13 protein-coding genes are annotated in these 15,364 nt (G+C 69.3%); 7 read left to right on the top strand and 6 right to left on the bottom strand.

The genetic code is table 11. The features are described from left to right. Positions 1-5: 5 nt before the first annotated feature. Complete coding sequence (locus BHE75_RS00140; RefSeq protein ID WP_041865322.1) at positions 6-452, bottom strand: DUF3576 domain-containing protein; 447 nt, start codon at positions 450-452, stop codon at positions 6-8. 301 nt (positions 453-753) lie between these two features. Here BHE75_RS00140 and BHE75_RS00145 point away from each other — a divergent pair, with 301 nt between their 5' ends. Further along, on the top strand, positions 754-1,443 hold the full coding sequence (locus BHE75_RS00145; protein ID WP_015458742.1) for a hypothetical protein: 690 nt from the start codon (positions 754-756) through the stop codon (positions 1,441-1,443). Positions 1,444-1,495: 52 nt separating this feature from the next. Here the strand turns inward: BHE75_RS00145 and BHE75_RS00150 are convergent, their stop codons facing one another. Beyond that, positions 1,496-2,032, bottom strand: coding sequence for a thiamine phosphate synthase (locus BHE75_RS00150; protein ID WP_254684314.1), 537 nt, complete (start codon positions 2,030-2,032; stop codon positions 1,496-1,498). A 58-nt stretch (positions 2,033-2,090) separates the two neighbouring features. Here BHE75_RS00150 and BHE75_RS00155 point away from each other — a divergent pair, with 58 nt between their 5' ends. The 6 genes from BHE75_RS00155 (at position 2,091) to ssb (ending at position 10,851) form a co-directional block, all read left to right on the top strand. Next, positions 2,091-2,780 (top strand): YggS family pyridoxal phosphate-dependent enzyme, encoded by a 690-nt coding sequence (locus tag BHE75_RS00155; protein WP_070931595.1) that lies wholly within the window; start codon positions 2,091-2,093, stop codon positions 2,778-2,780. A gap of 12 nt (positions 2,781-2,792) precedes the next feature. Next, a complete protein-coding gene (locus BHE75_RS00160) occupies positions 2,793-3,311 on the top strand; it encodes a sigma-70 family RNA polymerase sigma factor (protein ID WP_070931597.1) in 519 nt (172 codons plus the stop codon). Between the two features lie 60 nt (positions 3,312-3,371). Continuing rightward, complete coding sequence (locus BHE75_RS00165; RefSeq protein ID WP_254684315.1) at positions 3,372-4,310, top strand: FecR family protein; 939 nt, start codon at positions 3,372-3,374, stop codon at positions 4,308-4,310. Positions 4,311-4,351: 41 nt separating this feature from the next. Then, on the top strand, positions 4,352-6,793 hold the full coding sequence (locus BHE75_RS00170; protein WP_254684316.1) for a TonB-dependent receptor: 2,442 nt from the start codon (positions 4,352-4,354) through the stop codon (positions 6,791-6,793). 177 nt (positions 6,794-6,970) lie between these two features. After that, positions 6,971-10,201, top strand: a complete 3,231-nt coding sequence (locus BHE75_RS00175; RefSeq protein ID WP_070931601.1) for an autotransporter outer membrane beta-barrel domain-containing protein — start codon at positions 6,971-6,973, stop codon at positions 10,199-10,201. A gap of 95 nt (positions 10,202-10,296) precedes the next feature. Next, complete coding sequence (gene ssb / locus BHE75_RS00180) at positions 10,297-10,851, top strand: single-stranded DNA-binding protein (RefSeq protein WP_070931603.1); 555 nt, start codon at positions 10,297-10,299, stop codon at positions 10,849-10,851. A gap of 308 nt (positions 10,852-11,159) precedes the next feature. On the opposite strand, the gene BHE75_RS00185 is transcribed toward ssb, so the two are convergent. The 4 genes from BHE75_RS00185 to mnmG all read right to left on the bottom strand — a co-directional run bounded on the left by BHE75_RS00185 (position 11,160) and on the right by mnmG (position 15,350). Next, positions 11,160-12,062: a ParB/RepB/Spo0J family partition protein gene (locus tag BHE75_RS00185; protein ID WP_015458750.1), complete on the bottom strand. Its 903-nt coding sequence runs from the start codon at positions 12,060-12,062 to the stop codon at positions 11,160-11,162. After that, a complete protein-coding gene (locus tag BHE75_RS00190; protein WP_070931605.1) occupies positions 12,059-12,853 on the bottom strand; it encodes a ParA family protein in 795 nt (264 codons plus the stop codon). Before BHE75_RS00190 ends, BHE75_RS00185 begins: the two co-directional genes overlap by 4 nt. Continuing rightward, positions 12,850-13,491 carry a 16S rRNA (guanine(527)-N(7))-methyltransferase RsmG gene (gene rsmG / locus BHE75_RS00195; RefSeq protein WP_070931606.1) on the bottom strand — a complete coding sequence of 214 codons (642 nt, stop codon included), beginning with the start codon at positions 13,489-13,491 and terminating at the stop codon, positions 12,850-12,852. The genes BHE75_RS00190 and rsmG overlap by 4 nt, the downstream gene beginning before the upstream one ends. Next, positions 13,488-15,350, bottom strand: a complete 1,863-nt coding sequence (gene mnmG / locus BHE75_RS00200; RefSeq protein ID WP_070931608.1) for a tRNA uridine-5-carboxymethylaminomethyl(34) synthesis enzyme MnmG — start codon at positions 15,348-15,350, stop codon at positions 13,488-13,490. The genes rsmG and mnmG overlap by 4 nt, the downstream gene beginning before the upstream one ends. Positions 15,351-15,364 lie beyond the last annotated feature (14 nt).

Here is a 15,364-nt window from a genome sequence, read left to right on the forward strand (position 1 = left end):
CGTCCTCAGCCGGCGACCGCGGCGCGGCGCAGGTCGCGCGCCTTGGTGAGGATGATCTCCTCCAGCTTCTGCACCGTCGCCGCCTGGACGGGCGCATCTGCCCACTGGCCGTTCTGCATCACCTGGCGCGAGGCCGCGACCCGCAGCGCATCGGCGCGCAGATCCTGGTCGAGCACCGTCACCGTCACCTTCATCCGCTCGGTGGCGAGCGCGGGGTTCACATACCAGTCGGTCACCAGCACGCCACCATTGGCGTCCGCCTGCACCATCGGCATGAACGACAGGGTGTCGAGCGCGGCCCGCCACAGATAGGCGTTCACGCCGATCGTGGTGACGCGCGAGGCGGCGAGGTCCGTCTTCGGCCGCTCCTTGCCGCCACCGCAGGCGGAAAGCGCCACCAGCGCGGAAAGCGCGGCGGCCAGGGCAAGGGGAGAAACGGACGAGCGGGCCATGAAATAGTCCTTGGAAGGCATATGGTGTCGCGGGCCGTTATAGATGCTCCCGTCCGCCCCGCAAGCGCGGCATGCGGGGCCGAATCCGTCCGCCGTGCGGCGGCGCGCTTGCGTCGCGCGGGCGCTTGGCCGGGCGGCGGGATGCTGGCATGCCCGCGCAGCACCCTCCCCGGGTTGTGGAGTTGGTGCAACAGGCCGTGGGAATTTGCAGACGAGTGGTGGAACCCGCCTGCCCGTTCATGTTAGGCGCAAGTTGCAGGGAGAGTATGCAACCGTGTCTGTGAGTCGCAAAACTGCTGGATTGGCGGGGGTCGCTGCGGCGGCCTGCGCCCTGGCGTTTGCGCCCGCGATCGCCGCGTCGGTCAAGCCCGCGAAACAGCGGGCGCCGGCCATCAGCCTGACGGCGCCGGGGAGCCTCGGTTCCTTCACGCCCGCCGCCGCCAATCCGAAGCTTGCCGCCGCCTTCAACGGCGCGGGGCTGTCGGGCGGCGGGGTCGGCGGCGCCTTCCGCTTCACGCCCGCTTCCTCCGCCACGAATCGCCGGGGCGTGACGGTGGCGGTCCGCGCCCGCGCGACCACCAAGGAAGAAGCCCAGCGCCTGGCGATCACGCCTTCCACCAGCATCACGCCGACCGCCTATAATCTGGGCGTCGCGGTGGGCTGGAAGCGCTTCGCCCTTTCGGGCGAGGTCGCCCGCGTCGATGGCGGCCTGCTGCCGGGCCGCGAGGCGGTGGATGTCGGCGTCAGCTATAACGCGCCCAAGTGGAGCACCAAGTTCCAGCTCGGCGCCGATCGGCCCACCGACGTCCGATCCGGCCTGATCGGCGTGGATGAGGCGGTCTCGGCCGATCTCAGCGGCTCCTACGCGATCACCCGCAATCTGGAGGTCACCGGCGGCGTCCGTTACCGCCTCCAGCGCGATCGCCTGTCGATCGAGGATGACCGGCGCGACAGCCAGGCCGTCTATATCGGCACCGCCTTCAAGTTCTGATCGCCCGGATAGCGCCTGATCGCCGGGCGGTGCGGAGCTTCCGCACCTGAATTCAGCCCTTCGCCGCTCCGATTCCCTGAGAATCCGGGCCCGTAAAGGCATCGATCCCCGCCCAGCCCGATGCGCCCAGGGCGCGCAGCCTTCGGTATCGCGGCGCATCCATGCCACCCAGGGCAATCACCGGAAGGCGGCCGCGCCCGGCCAGCAGGCCGAAGCGCACCGGCCCCAGCGCACGGGCGCCGGGATGGGATCGGGTGGCGAATGCGGGGGACAGGAAGACCAGGTCGGCCCCATGCCGCGCGGCGGCGGCCTGCTCCACCGCATCATGCGCCGGGGCGGTGCGCAGCAGCGGGCGCGCGGCAAAGCGGTGCGGGGAGCGGCCATGCGCGCCGTCCGCCTTCCAGGCAACCGCCTCGCGCGGCGATCCGGCCAGCACCAGCACCAGCCCGCGCGCCCGCGCGATCCGGCGGACGCGCTCATAGATGGCGCGGCGATCGGGCAGGCCATAATGGCGGAAGACGATGCCCGCCCCGCGCGGCAGCCGGCCGAGCGCGGTCCACAGCGCCTCGCCCATCCGCGCATCGGTCATCAGCCAAAGGCGCGGGCAAGGCTGGCGGCAAGTCATGCGGCTCCCTATAGCAGCGACCATGGTTCCACACGAAGACTCCAGAGACGATGATGGCCTGCCGGCGCTTGAATCGGTGCGGGCGCGCATTGCCCGCGCCGCCCGCGTCGCCGGGCGCGACCCTTCCGAGATCGAGCTGATCGCCATTTCCAAGACCCAGCCGGCGGACGCGATCCTCGCGCTCGCCGCGCAGGGCCAGGCGAGCTTTGGCGAGAATCGCGTGCAGGAGGCGCAGGCGAAGTGGCCGGCATTGCGGGATGCGATGCCGGGGCTCCGGCTCCACCATGTCGGCCAGCTCCAGTCGAACAAGGCCGACGATGCCGTCGCCCTGTTCGATGCGATCCACGGCGTCGATCGCCCGTCGCTCGTCACCGCGCTCGCCCGGGCGATGGAGCGGGCCGGCCGCCGGCCGGATTGCTTCATCCAGGTCAATATCGGGGAGGAGCCGCAAAAGGGCGGCTGCGCGATCGCCGATGTGCCCTCGCTCCTCGCCGAGGTTCGCGCGGCGGGGCTGCCGCTCGCCGGGCTGATGGCGGTGCCGCCGGCCGATACGGAGGCCGCGCCCTATTTCGCGCTGCTGGCGAAGATCGCCCGCGATCATGGGCTGGCCGGCCTCAGCATGGGCATGTCGGGCGATTATGAGACGGCGGTGATGCTGGGCGCCACCCATGTCCGCGTGGGCACCGCCCTGTTCGGCGCGCGATTGGGCTGATAGCAAGCGGCCATGCGGAACAGCGGCGGCCTCGAAACGGTTTTCCTCGAGAATCGCGATCGGCTGCTTCGTTTCCTCGCCGCCCATGGCGCCGGCGAAAGCGCGGAGGATCTGCTGCAGGAATTATGGGTCCGCATCTCGGCGGCGCCGGCCGGGCCGGTGGCGCAACCGCTGGCCTATCTCTACCGGGCGGCCAACAATCTGATCGTCGATCGCCATCGCGCGCTCCGCACGGCGGAACGGCGCGACCATGAATGGAGCGAAGCCACCGGCGCCACGGTGCCGGGGGTTTCGGACATGCCGGGCGGCGAGCGGACGCTGATCGCGCGGGAAAGGCTGCGCCAGGCGGAGGCCGCGCTGGCGGCGCTGGGAACGCGGGCGGAAACCGTGTTCCGGCGGCATCGGCTGGACGGGGTTTCGCAGCGCGAGATCGCCATGGAGCTGGGCGTCAGCCTCTCCACGGTCGAAAGCGACCTGCGCCGCGCCTATCGCGCGATGATCGAGCTCAGGAGCCGTCTCGATGCCGAATGAAACGGGGCTGAGGCTGGCGGCATGTGATTCCGTCTACAGGGCGTGGCAATGATGGATGACATGGCAATGCGCGAAGCGGCGCTCGACTGGCTGATCCGCCAGCGCGATCCCGCGTTCGGCGATTGGGAGGCGTTCGGCGACTGGCTGGCCGCCGATCCCGATCGCGCGCGCGTCTATCATGAACTTGCCGCCGCCGACGCCGATGTCGGGGAATGGTTCGCCGCCGCGCCGCCGGCGGCCGCGCCTGTCGAAGCGCCGCCGGTCGCCAATCCGGTCACGCGCCGCCGCTTCGGCGGCTGGCTGGGCGGCGCAATCGCAGCGTCGCTGGTCGCGGTCTCCGGCTATACGGAGCTGCAGAACCGGGCCGATCCCTACAGCATCGAAACCGCGCCCGGCGAACGGCGCAGCATCGCGCTGGCGGATGGCAGCCAGGTGGACCTGAACGGCGGATCGCGGATCACCCTCGATCACCGCAACCAGCGCATTGCCACGCTCGATCGCGGCGAGGCGCTGTTCACCGTCGTCCATGACGATCGCCGCCCCTTCATCGTCCATGCCGCCGGCGCGGAATTGCGCGACGTCGGCACGGTGTTCAACGTCGTCAGCGATCGGGCCGGGCTTTCGGTCGCGGTCGCGGAGGGCGCGGTGGTCTATAATCCGCGCGGGGAATCGGTGGAGCTTGGCGCCGGCCGCACGCTCCATGCCCGCGCGAACGATTCGGTGGTCACGCTCGGCACGGCCGATCCCGCCGCGATGGTGGCGTGGAAGCAGGGCCGCCTGATCTATGACGGCACCCCCATCGGCGTGGTGGCGGAGGATATAAGCCGCAATCTCGGCCTGCCGGTTTCGGTCGCGCCCGACGTCGCGGCCCGGCCCTTCCGTGGCGTCATCGCGCTGGACGGCCAGCGCGATCGCTTCCTGGAGCGGCTGGGGCCATTGCTCGACGTCCGCATAGAACGGGGCGGGAAGGGATGGGTTCTGACCGCCAAGCAGAAGTGAGCCGCTCCGCGCCTTCATGGATGATGCTACCGGCGTTGCTGATGGCGGCGCCGGCCGTAGCCGCGTCCGCGCCGTCCGTTTCGCTCCAGATTCCCGCCGGGCGGCTGGGCGATGCCGTGGCGGCCCTGGCCGGGCAGGCCGGGGTCAGCGTCAGCGTGCCCGATGCCGCGCTCTGGGCGCGGCCGGTGCCGGCGCTCAACGGGCGGATGACGGTGCGCGATGCGGTGCGGCGGCTGGCCACGGCGGCCGGCGGCCGCGCCGTCGCGCTCCCCGGCGACGGCTGGCGGATCGTCGCCGCGGCGCCTGCGGCCGCGGCCCGCCCCGCGCCGCAAAGGGCGCCGGCGGCGGCTCCCCCGCCCGCCCCCGCCCCGGAAAGCGGCAGCGACATCATCGTCACCGCCAGCAAGCGCGACGCGCGGCTGGGCGATTATCCGGCCACCGTCAACATGATCGACGGGCGGGATCTGGCCTTCGGCGGGGAAGGCGGCACGGATTCGATCCTGGCGCGGCTTGCCAGCCTGTCCTCCACCCATCTCGGCGCGGGGCGCAACAAGCTGTTCATCCGGGGCATCGCCGATTCCAGCTTCACCGGCCCCACGCAGGCGACGGTCGGCCAATATTTCGGCGACGTGCGGCTCAGCTACAACGCCCCCGATCCCGATCTGAAGCTCTACGACATCGCCCAGGTCGAGGTGCTGGAAGGCCCTAACGGCACGCTCTACGGCGCGGGATCGCTGGGCGGCATCATCCGCGTCGTCCGCAACGCGCCACGGCCCGGCATGCTCGAAGGCGCGCTCTCGGCCGGCGCCAGCCTCACCCAGCATGGCGATCCCGGCGCGGATATCGGGGGCATGATCAACCTCCCGATGGCCGACGACAATATGGCGCTGCGCCTCGTCGGCTACGGCGTCACCGAAGGCGGCTATATCGACAATCCGCTGCTCGACCGGAAGAACGTCAACCGCACCGATACCTATGGCGGCCGGGCCACGCTGCGGATCGCGCCGGGCGATGGCTGGACGATCGATATCGGCGCCACCTATCAGGACATTCACGGCGCCGACAGCCAATATGCCGATCGCGATGGCCCGCGCCTCACCCGGTCCACCCGGGTCGACCAGGGTTTCGACGGCAGCTATGCGCTCGGCGATCTGGTGGTGACGAAGGATTGGGACGATCTCCGCCTCGTCTCCTCCACCGGCATCGCCCGCCAGAAGCTGGGCGAACGTTATGACGCGACCGTGCCCGACGGCCCCGCCGACGACGGCACCGCGATCAACCGGCTGTGGCCGCTGCTCGCGGTGCGGGTCGCGGGTGTCGCCGAAGGCGTGCCGATGGCCTTCACCCAGCACAATAATACCCGCTTCTTCTCGCACGAGACCCGGCTGTCGCGGCCGACGCGCGACGGCTTCGGCTGGGTGGTGGGGGCAAGCTATCTCGACAATCGCGCCAAGCTCCGGCGTTCGCTGGGGCCGGACGGGCTGGCGGTCCCGCTGACCGGCGTGATCAACCGCATCCGCGAATATACCGCTTATGGCGAGGCGAGCGTGGAGGTGCTGCGCGATCTCACCTTCACCGCCGGCGGCCGCGTCACCCATTCCCGCCTGTCGGGCGAGGGCGTGGATATCGCGCTCCCCTATCTGGCGCCGGAAAATCAGGACGAGGGCACCGCGCTCCAGCTTGCCGCCGCCAATGCGCGGCTGCGCGCGGCACGCGGCGAAACCAACGTCTCGCCCTCGCTCGCCCTGTCGGCGCAGCTTATGCCCGATCTCGTCTTCTTCCTGCGCTATCAGGAAGGGTTCCGCCCCGGCGGCCTGGCGATCGAGGACCAGTTCGTCCGCCGCTTCAAGGGCGATCAGGTGAAGACCTGGGAAAGCGGCTTCCGCCACGGCGGGCCGGGCGACGCCTTCATGCTCGCGACCAGCTTCTCCTACACGCGCTGGCAGGACATCCAGGCCGACTATATCGACGCCACCGGCCTGCCCACCACCGCCAATATCGGCGACGGCCGGATCTATTCCATCGCCGCCAATGCCGGCTGGCGGCCGTTCGCCGGGCTCGGCATCGACGCCGCCATCATCTACAATGACAGCAAGGTCAGCGATCCGGCGCCGGCCATCACGCTCGGCCGCCTGTCGCAGCTTCCCAACGTGGCGGAATGGTCCGCGCGCGGCGGCGTGGACTATCGCGCGATCCTCACCGACGATCTCGATCTCCGGGTCGGCGCCAACCTCCGCTATGTCGGCCGGTCGCGGCTGGGCGTGGGGCCGATCCTGGGGGAGGCGCAGGGCGACTATGTCGATACCGCGCTCAGCGTCCGCATCGGCCGGCCCGATCTCGGCGTCACGCTCACCTTGACCAACCTCGCCGACGCGGTCGGCAACCGCTTCGCGCTCGGCACGCCCTTCCTCATCAACCGTATCGACCAGATCACGCCCCTGCGGCCGCGCACGGTCCGCCTCGGTCTCGACGCGCACTTCTGAGCAGGCGCTGCGCGGAAAATCCGCTTTCCGCGCATTTCCAAATACTCATCAACGACGATTTCTGTGGCGCGCGGTCAAGGTTCCGTGCTTTCGGCACCGTCTTCGCCATGACGGCCGGTCTCGTCTTCTATCCCGGAGACGAAGAATCCGCCGCGAGGGAAAAGGGAAAGTTCTTCGATGCGCAGCCTTCTTGCCACGACCTGCCTTACACCGCTCGGCCTCCTCATCCTGGCCGCCCCCGTCCAGGCCGAAACCACCATTGGAGACAAGCGCACGGCGGGCGTGGCGACGGCCACCGTCAATTCCGGCGCCGCCGACGACATCAAGATCAGCAGCGCCGGATCGATCGTCCCCACCGCCAGCGGCGCGGCCGTCACCGTCAACAGCGCCAACAAGGTCACCAACGAAGGCGCGATCACCTTCAGCGACGTGAACGACGCGACCGGCATCCTCATCAACGATGGCATGACCACCACGATCACCAACAGCGGCAAGATCACCATCGACGAAACCTATGCGCCCACCGATACGGACAAGGACGGCGACCTCGATGGTCCGCTGGCGCAGGGCAGCAACCGCTTCGCCATCCGCACCGCGGGCGCGATGACCGGCAATATCGTCAACGGCGGCACCATCGCGATCGAGGGCAATAATTCCGGCGGCATCGTGCTGGGCGGCACGCTCACCGGATCGCTCACCAACAGCGGCTCGATCAACGTGATCGGCGACAATGGCTACGGCATCCGCGCCCGCGACGTGAGCGGCGATGTCCGCGTGCAGGGCGCGATCAACGTGCAGGGCGCCAATTCGGTGGGCCTCGCCGTCGACGGCAATGTCGGCGGGGCGATGGTGGTGCAGGGCGCCATCACGGCGACGGGCTATCGCAGCACCTCGGTTTCCGATCCCAGCAAGCTCGATGCGGACGATCTGCTCCAGGGCGGGCCGGCCGTGCGCGTCGCCGGCAACGTCGCGGGCGGGATCGTCTTCGCCGCCCCGCCCAAGGACACCAATCCCGACGACAAGGATGAGGACAAGGACGGCATCGAGGATTCGAAGGAGGGCACGGCCGCCATCACCTCCTACGGCTCCGCCGCGGCGGTCGAGATCGGATCGGCCGCGCAGGACGTCGCCATCGGCGCCGTGGCGGGCAACGCCAACGGCCATGGCCTCGTCGTCGAAGGCGCGATCGCGGGCAACGGCGTCTTCGCTGGCATCGACGGCAATGCCATGGTGATCGGCGGACAGGGCAAGGCGGTCACCATCGCCGGCGGGATGACGGTGAGCGGCACGATCACCGCCACCGGCGCCGGGGCGGGATCGTCCGCCACCGGCCTGCGCATCGGCAGCGGCGCCACCGTGGCCGAGATCCGCAACAGCGGCGGCATCGGCGCGGGATCGGGCACCGGCGCGGAGGGCAAGGCCACCGCGATCCGCATCGATGCCGGCGCCAATGTCGGCACGATCCGCAACAGTGGCCAGATCAAGGCCTCGGCCGGCAGCGCCGACGGCGCCGCCACCGCCATCGTCGACAAGGCCGGCACCGTCACCCTCGTCGAAAATAGCGGCTCGATCGTCGCCACCGGCGCGCTCGCCACCTCCGATCGCAACGTCGCCATCGATCTGTCCGCCAATAATGGCGGCACCACCGTGAAGCAGATCGCCGCCGCCCAGGGCGCCGCCGCCCCGGCCATCCAGGGGGATATCCTCTTCGGCGCGGGATCCGACACGCTCGACATCGCCGACGGCGCGGTTTCGGGAACGACCCGCTTCGGCACGGGCGCCAACCGGCTCCAGCTTTCGGGCGACGCCGCTTATGCCGGCAAGGCGGAGTTCGGCGCGGGCAATGACGTCATGGCGCTGTCTGGAACGTCGATCTTCAGCGGCACCGCCGATTTCGGCGGCGGGACGGACAGCCTCACCCTCAGCGATACCGCCCGGTTCAGCGGCACGCTCGCCGGCTCGCAGGGGCTGGCGGTGAACGTCGCGGGCGGCACGCTCGATCTCGCCAACACCGGCACCGTCGCCCTGGCCTCGCTCAACGTGGGCGGCACTGGCGCGATCCGCGTCAACGTCGATGGCGCGGCGGGCACCGGCACGCTCTACCAGGTCGCGGGCGACGCCAGCTTCGCCGCCGGATCGAAGGTGGTGGTGAAGCTCGCCAACGTCTCCGATTCCGAAGGCGTCTACACCTTCCTGCGCGCCGGCAGCGTTACCGGCGGCGATCAGCTCGCCTCGGCCGATACGGCGCTGCCCTACATGTTCAAGAGCAGCGTGGTCGCCGGCGCCAACACCAACGAGCTGGCGATCGACATCCAGCGCAAGAACGCGACCGAGCTTGGCCTCAACCGTTCGCAGGCCGCAGCTTATGACGCGGTGTTCAAGGTGCTGGACAAGGACGCCAAGATCGCCGGCGCCTTCCTCGACATCGCCGATGGCGGTCGCTTCCGCCGCCAGCTCCGCCAGATGCTGCCCGATCATGCCGGCGGCACATTCGAGGCGGTGACCTCCGGTTCGCGCGCCAGCGCCCGCATGCTCGCCGATCCGCGCGCGCCCTTCGCCGATCAGGGCGGCTGGGGTTTCTGGCTGCAGCAGGTGGCCTGGGGCACGTCCAAGAGCCTGGGGGATACCGCCTCCTACGACATCACCGGCTGGGGCGCCTCCGGCGGTGCCGAGGCCAAGACGGACGGCTTCGGCAATTTCGGCGTGTCGCTCGCCTATCTCTACGGCAAGGATGCCGATGGCGGCACGGACAACGAGGTCCAGTCCAACCAGTTCGAGCTGGCCGGTTACTGGCGGGCCGATTTCGGCGCCCTCCACACTTTCGCGCGCGCATCCGGCGCTTATGTGAAGTTCAAGGGCCGGCGCGATTTTGCCGGCACGTTCGGGGACGAGGAGGTCACCCGCCAGACCAGGGGCAAATGGAACGGCACGCTCTTCTCGGCGGCGGGCGGCGCCTCCTACGAGATGCAGTTCGGCCGCGTCAGCGTGCGGCCGGTGGGATCGATCGATTATTACCGCCTGCATGAGAAGGGCTATGACGAAACCGGGGGCGGCGATGCCTTCAACCTGATCGTCGACAGCCGCACCAGCGACGAGTTCGCCGCCAACGGCACCGTCGCCGTCGGCCTGAACTTCGGCGGCAAGGATCCGGACGCCGGCTGGTTCCGCACCGAGATCGAGGGTGGCCGCCGCCAGATCATCGGCGGCAAGCTGGGCAGCACCACCGCCCGCTTCCGCGATGGCGAGGCCTTCACCCTGGTGCCGGAAGACCGCACCAACGGCTGGGTCGGCCGCCTCAGGCTGCTCGGGGGCAATAGCGGCTTCACCGCCGGCGGCGAATTGAGCGCCGAGGAACAGCAGGGCCACGCCGCCATCGCCTTCCGCGCCTCGATCAACATCGGTTTCTAGGCTCCCGATCCCGCCCGTGCCGCAAGATGGAACGGGCGGGATTGCAGCGCGGGCTCCCGATGCTTAGAGCAGGCGACTGTTATCGGGAGACGGACATGGCTGGCAGCGTGAACAAGGTAATTCTGGTCGGTAATCTCGGCCGCGATCCTGAATCACGCAGCTTCCAGAATGGCGGCAAGGTGGTGAACCTGCGCATCGCCACCTCCGAAAGCTGGAAGGATCGCGCCACCGGCGAACGGCGGGAAAAGACCGAATGGCATTCGGTCGCGATCTTCAACGAAGGCCTCGCCCGCACGGCCGAGCAATATCTGCGCAAGGGCAGCAAGGTCTATATCGAGGGCCAGCTCCAGACCCGGAAGTGGCAGGACCAGTCCGGCCAGGATCGCTATTCCACCGAAATCGTCCTCCAGGGCTTCAACGCCCAGCTCGTCATGCTCGACGGGCGCGGCGAAGGTGGCGGCGGCGGCAGCCGGGGCGGCGGTGCCGGCGGCGGCTGGGGCGATGACGATCCCGATTACGGATCGACCGGTATGGGCGGCGGCGGTGGCGGCTTCGGCGGCGGCAACCGGGGCGGCAGCCCGGCCGGCGGCGGCGCGGCGCGCCCCTCCAACCCGTTCGACAACGATCTCGACGACGACGTTCCCTTCTGATCCGCCTCCCTTCGATCGGCTGAACGGGTCCGGCCCGTTCGAAATCCGGCGAGCAATCCGGTGAGATCCGGCACGCACCAGCCCCGCTTGCGGCCTTCCGCTTCCGGGGCGGTGCCCGATTGAGCGGGCGGCCGGCGGCGGGAAGCAATCGCGTTCCCGGCATGAGCGCCCGTCACGCGCACCGGCGTCAGGCCGGACGATGGCCTGCCCGCCGCGACAGGCGCCCCGCAGCAGCATCATATTGCGACGGGCCGCGCCAAGGCGCCCGATCCACGCGGATCGGCCGGTTCAACCGCCGGAAATGCCCGTCAGATCGGTTCGCCGCTCAGCCGCTGGCAGACCATGTCGAGCTGGTCGAGCGAGGAATAAGCGAGCGTCACCGTGCCCCCCTGCCCGGCATGCTGGATCGAGACCTTCAGCCCCAGCATGTCGCCCAATTGCCGTTCCAGCGCCGCGATATCGGCATCGTTGCCGGCCTTGGGCTCGATCTGGGCCGCCGCCCGGCCCGTGGCGCCCTTGGCCTTGCGCGCCAGCCCCTCGGTGTCGCGCACGGATAGCCCGCGCTGCACCACCTCGCGCGCGAGGGTTTCGGGATCGGCGGCGGTGATCAGCGCGCGGGCATGGCCCATGGAAAGCGCGCCATCGGCCACCATCGTCCGCACCGGCGCCGGCAGGTCGAGCAGGCGCAGCAGGTTGGCGACGTGGCTGCGCGATTTCGCCACCAGCCGGCCCAGCGCCTCCTGGGTATGGCCATAATCGCGGATCAGCCGGCTATAGGCTTCCGCTTCTTCGATCGCATTCAGGTCCTCGCGCTGGATATTCTCGATCAGCGCGACTTCCAGCGTCTCCGCCTCGCTGAAATCGCGAATGATGACAGGGACTTCGTGAAGCTGCGCGCGCTGCGCCGCCCGCCAGCGCCGTTCGCCGGCGACGATCTGGAAACCGGTGCCGTGCGGCCGCACCACGATCGGCTGGATGACGCCGCGCGCGCGGATCGACTGGGCGAGTTCCTCCAGCGCTTCCTCGTTGAAGCGGCGGCGCGGCTGGCCGGGATGCGGGCGAATGGTGGCGACGGCGACGATCTGGACGCCGGGCGCGCGCTGCTCGCCATCGGCGGCGATCGGCTGTTCGCGCGCGGCCTCCCCCAGCAGGGCGGAAAGACCGCGGCCGAGGCCGGACGGGCGGCGGCGGGCGGCCGCTTCCTCGCTCATGCCGCAACTCCGGTGCTGGCGGCGATCTTGGGCAAGCGGGCGATCAGTTCACGTGCCAACGCCATATAGGCTTCCGATCCGGCGCAGCGATAATCGTAGATCAAGGCGGGAACCCCATGGCTCGGCGCTTCGGACAGGCGGACGTTGCGGGGAATGACCGTCTGGAACACGACCGGCCCCAGCGTTGCCCGCACATCCTGCGACACCTGTTCCGACAGGCGGTTGCGGCGATCATACATGGTGAGCGCGATACCGAGAATGCGCAGCTCGGGATTGAAGCGCGCGCGCACGCGCTCGATGGTGGTGAGAAGCTGGCTCAACCCTTCGAGCGCGAAGAATTCGCATTGAAGCGGCACCAGCAGCGATTGCGCCGCGACCAGCGCGTTGACGGTGAGCAGCCCCAGCGAGGGCGGGCAATCGATCAGGCAGATGTCCCAGCGGCCGGCCGGCGCCTCCGCCAGCGCGGTATCCAGGCGATGGGTGCGGTTGTCGAAATCGATAAGCTCGATCTCCGCCCCCGAAAGATCGACGGTCGCGGCGATCAGATCGAGGCGCGGCACCTTGGTGGCGATCACCGCTTCGGCCACGCTGGCGTCGCCGGTGAGCAGTTCGTAGGAGGAGCGCACCCGCGCCGCCTGATCGACGCCGAGACCCGTGGAGGCATTGCCCTGCGGATCGAGATCGACCAGCAGCACCCGCGATCCCGTGGCGGCGAGCGCGGTGGCCATGTTGATGGCGGTGGTCGTCTTGCCCACCCCGCCCTTCTGATTTGCGATCGCAATCCGGATCATCGCGCTTTCCCTGGCCTGATGGTCTTGGGCCGGACATCCGTGGCAACGATGACACCGGCTTCCGGATCGGTGACGCTGGGTTCGATCCGGAACGCACCCTGCCATGTTATCCGCGCGGTATCCAGTTCCGCCTGCGCGCTTCGCCCCTTGGGAAGCACCCAAATCGTATCAGACGTGGCAAAACGGGCGGCGAGCGGCAACAGCCGGTCCAGCGGCGCGAAGGCCCTGGCACTGATCGCGGCGAAGGGCCGGCTTTCAACCTGCTCCAGCCGTTTGTCGATCACCGTCACGCGATCGGCAATGCCAAGGCGCTCCGCCGTCCGGGCCAGAAAGTCCGCGCGGCGGCGGCGCGATTNGACCAAGGTGACGGAAAAATCCCCCATCGCCGCGATCACCAGCCCCGGAAAGCCCGGTCCTGATCCCAGATCGATCCAGGGCCCGGCCGGCACATGGCGCAAAAGCTGGGCCGAATCGACGATATGGCGGGCCCAGATTTCCGGGATCGTCGCCGCCGATATCAGATTCTGATGCTCGTTTTCCGCGATGACTTCGGCCACGAAGCGTTCGAGCCGGCCCCATGTTTCACGTGGAACATCGAAATTGGCGGACAGCCAGCGCCGCGCCTCGTCCTCGGTCATGCCGCCGCCCGGCGCCGGGCGTGGACGAGGATGGCCGCCAGCGCCGCGGGCGTCACTCCCCTCACCCGGCCCGCCGCCCCGATCGACGACGGCCGGGCCTTGCCCAGTCGCTCGACCATCTCGTTGGAGAGCCCCGGTATCCCGGCGAAATCCATGTCGGCCGGCAAGGCAATACCGTCGTCCGACTTGAGCCGCTTTATCTCATCCTCCTGCCGGGTGAGATAGGGCGCATAATGCGCATCGGTGCGGAACTCCGCGATGATGTCGCCGTCGATATCGGCAAGCGCGGGGCGAAGCGCGAGAAGCGTGTCCGCCCGCACACCGGGGAAGCGCAGCCATTCGCTGAGCGATCGCACGCTCCCGTCGCGCGTCACCTGCGCACCGGTATCAGCGATGCGATCGGCTGAGAGCCGCTCGGCCGTCGCTTCCTCCAGCCGTTGGCGCGCGGCCATCCGGCTTTCGAACCAGGCGCGACGCTCCGGCCCCACCATTCCGGCCGCGATTGCCGCCCCGGTCAGTCGGGTCGGCGCATTGTCCGCACGCAGGCGCAGGCGATATTCGGCGCGCGCGGTCAGCATCCGATAGGGTTCCGAGGCGCCATGCAAGGTCAGATCGTCGATCATCACCCCGATATAGCTTTCGGTGCGATCAAAGCGCATCGGCTGCGCGCCGGCGGCAAAGGCCGCCGCGCTCATCCCGGCGACGAGGCCCTGCGCAGCGGCTTCTTCATAACCGGTCGTCCCGTTGATCTGCCCGGCGAGGAACAGGCCCTCCATCGCCCGCACCGCGAGACCGGAATCGAGCGCGCGCGGGTCGATATGGTCATATTCCACGGCATAACCCATCTGCACGATCTCGGCGCGATCGAGCCCGGCGATGCTGCGGACGAAGGCGATCTGCACATCTTCCGGCAGCGAGGTGGAGATGCCGTTGGGATAGACGAGATGCGTGTCGAGCCCTTCCGGCTCAAGGAAGATCTGATGCCCGTCGCGATCGCCGAAACGGACAACCTTGTCTTCGATCGAAGGACAATAACGCGGCCCCTGCCCCTCGATCACGCCCGCGAACAGCGGCGAGCGATCCAAGCCGCCACGGATGATCGCATGTGTCTGGGCATTGGTGCGGCTGATCGCGCAGAAAAGTTGGGGCGCGACCCGGCCCTTGCCCAGGGGCGACATTGTCCACGGATCGGCATCGGATTCCTGCCGATCAAGCGCCGCCCAGTCGATCGTCCGGCCGTCGAGCCGGGGAGGCGTTCCCGTCTTGAGGCGCGCCATCGGCAGGTCGAGCGCGCGGAGCTGTTCGGCGAGCGGCACCGATGCCCCCTCCCCAACCCGCCCGCCGGCGACATGACGCATGCCGAAATGGAGGCGGGCATTGAGGAACGTGCCTGTCGCTAGCACCACGGCGCGGGCAGCGAGGATACGGCCATCGGCCAGCACCAGCCCTTCCACCCGGCGCCCTTCCAGCCCGCCGAGGCGAAGCGACGCCGCCTCGCCCTCGACGATCTCCAGCGAAGGCAGGTCCGCCAGAAGCTCGTGGATGGCCGCGCGATAGCGGGTTCGATCGGCCTGCACACGCGGTCCTTGGACGGCGGCGCCTTTGCTGGCATTGAGCATGCGATAATGGATCGCCGCATGATCGGCCGCGCGCGCGATCAGCCCGTCGCAGGCATCGACCTCGCGGACGAGATGGCCTTTGCCCAGGCCCCCGATCGCGGGATTGCAGGACATCGCCCCGATCATGTCGCGCCGCATCGAGACCAGGACGACGCGCGCGCCCATCCGTGCGGCGGCAGCGGCCGCCTCCGTGCCGGCGTGACCACCGCCGACGACGATGATGTCAAAGCTATCGGGCATGCGGCCCGCTAGGC

Source organism: Edaphosphingomonas haloaromaticamans, from assembly GCF_001853345.1.
GTDB classification, from domain to species: domain Bacteria; phylum Pseudomonadota; class Alphaproteobacteria; order Sphingomonadales; family Sphingomonadaceae; genus Sphingomonas_E; species Sphingomonas_E fennica.

Bases quoted from the DNA above. Each gene is read 5' to 3' on its own strand.
- ssb (WP_070931603.1), top strand. From the start codon at position 10,297: ATGGCTGGCAGCGTGAACAAGGTAATTCTGGTCGGTAATCTCGGCCGC.
- BHE75_RS00185 (WP_015458750.1), bottom strand. From the start codon at position 12,062: ATGAGCGAGGAAGCGGCCGCCCGCCGCCGCCCGTCCGGCCTCGGCCGC.
- BHE75_RS00140 (WP_041865322.1), bottom strand. From the start codon at position 452: ATGGCCCGCTCGTCCGTTTCTCCCCTTGCCCTGGCCGCCGCGCTTTCC.
- BHE75_RS00175 (WP_070931601.1), top strand. From the start codon at position 6,971: ATGCGCAGCCTTCTTGCCACGACCTGCCTTACACCGCTCGGCCTCCTC.
- BHE75_RS00165 (WP_254684315.1), top strand. From the start codon at position 3,372: ATGGCAATGCGCGAAGCGGCGCTCGACTGGCTGATCCGCCAGCGCGAT.
- BHE75_RS00190 (WP_070931605.1), bottom strand. From the start codon at position 12,853: ATGATCCGGATTGCGATCGCAAATCAGAAGGGCGGGGTGGGCAAGACG.
- BHE75_RS00155 (WP_070931595.1), top strand. From the start codon at position 2,091: ATGGTTCCACACGAAGACTCCAGAGACGATGATGGCCTGCCGGCGCTT.
- BHE75_RS00150 (WP_254684314.1), bottom strand. From the start codon at position 2,032: ATGACCGATGCGCGGATGGGCGAGGCGCTGTGGACCGCGCTCGGCCGG.
- mnmG (WP_070931608.1), bottom strand. From the start codon at position 15,350: ATGCCCGATAGCTTTGACATCATCGTCGTCGGCGGTGGTCACGCCGGC.
- BHE75_RS00160 (WP_070931597.1), top strand. From the start codon at position 2,793: ATGCGGAACAGCGGCGGCCTCGAAACGGTTTTCCTCGAGAATCGCGAT.
- BHE75_RS00170 (WP_254684316.1), top strand. From the start codon at position 4,352: ATGGCGGCGCCGGCCGTAGCCGCGTCCGCGCCGTCCGTTTCGCTCCAG.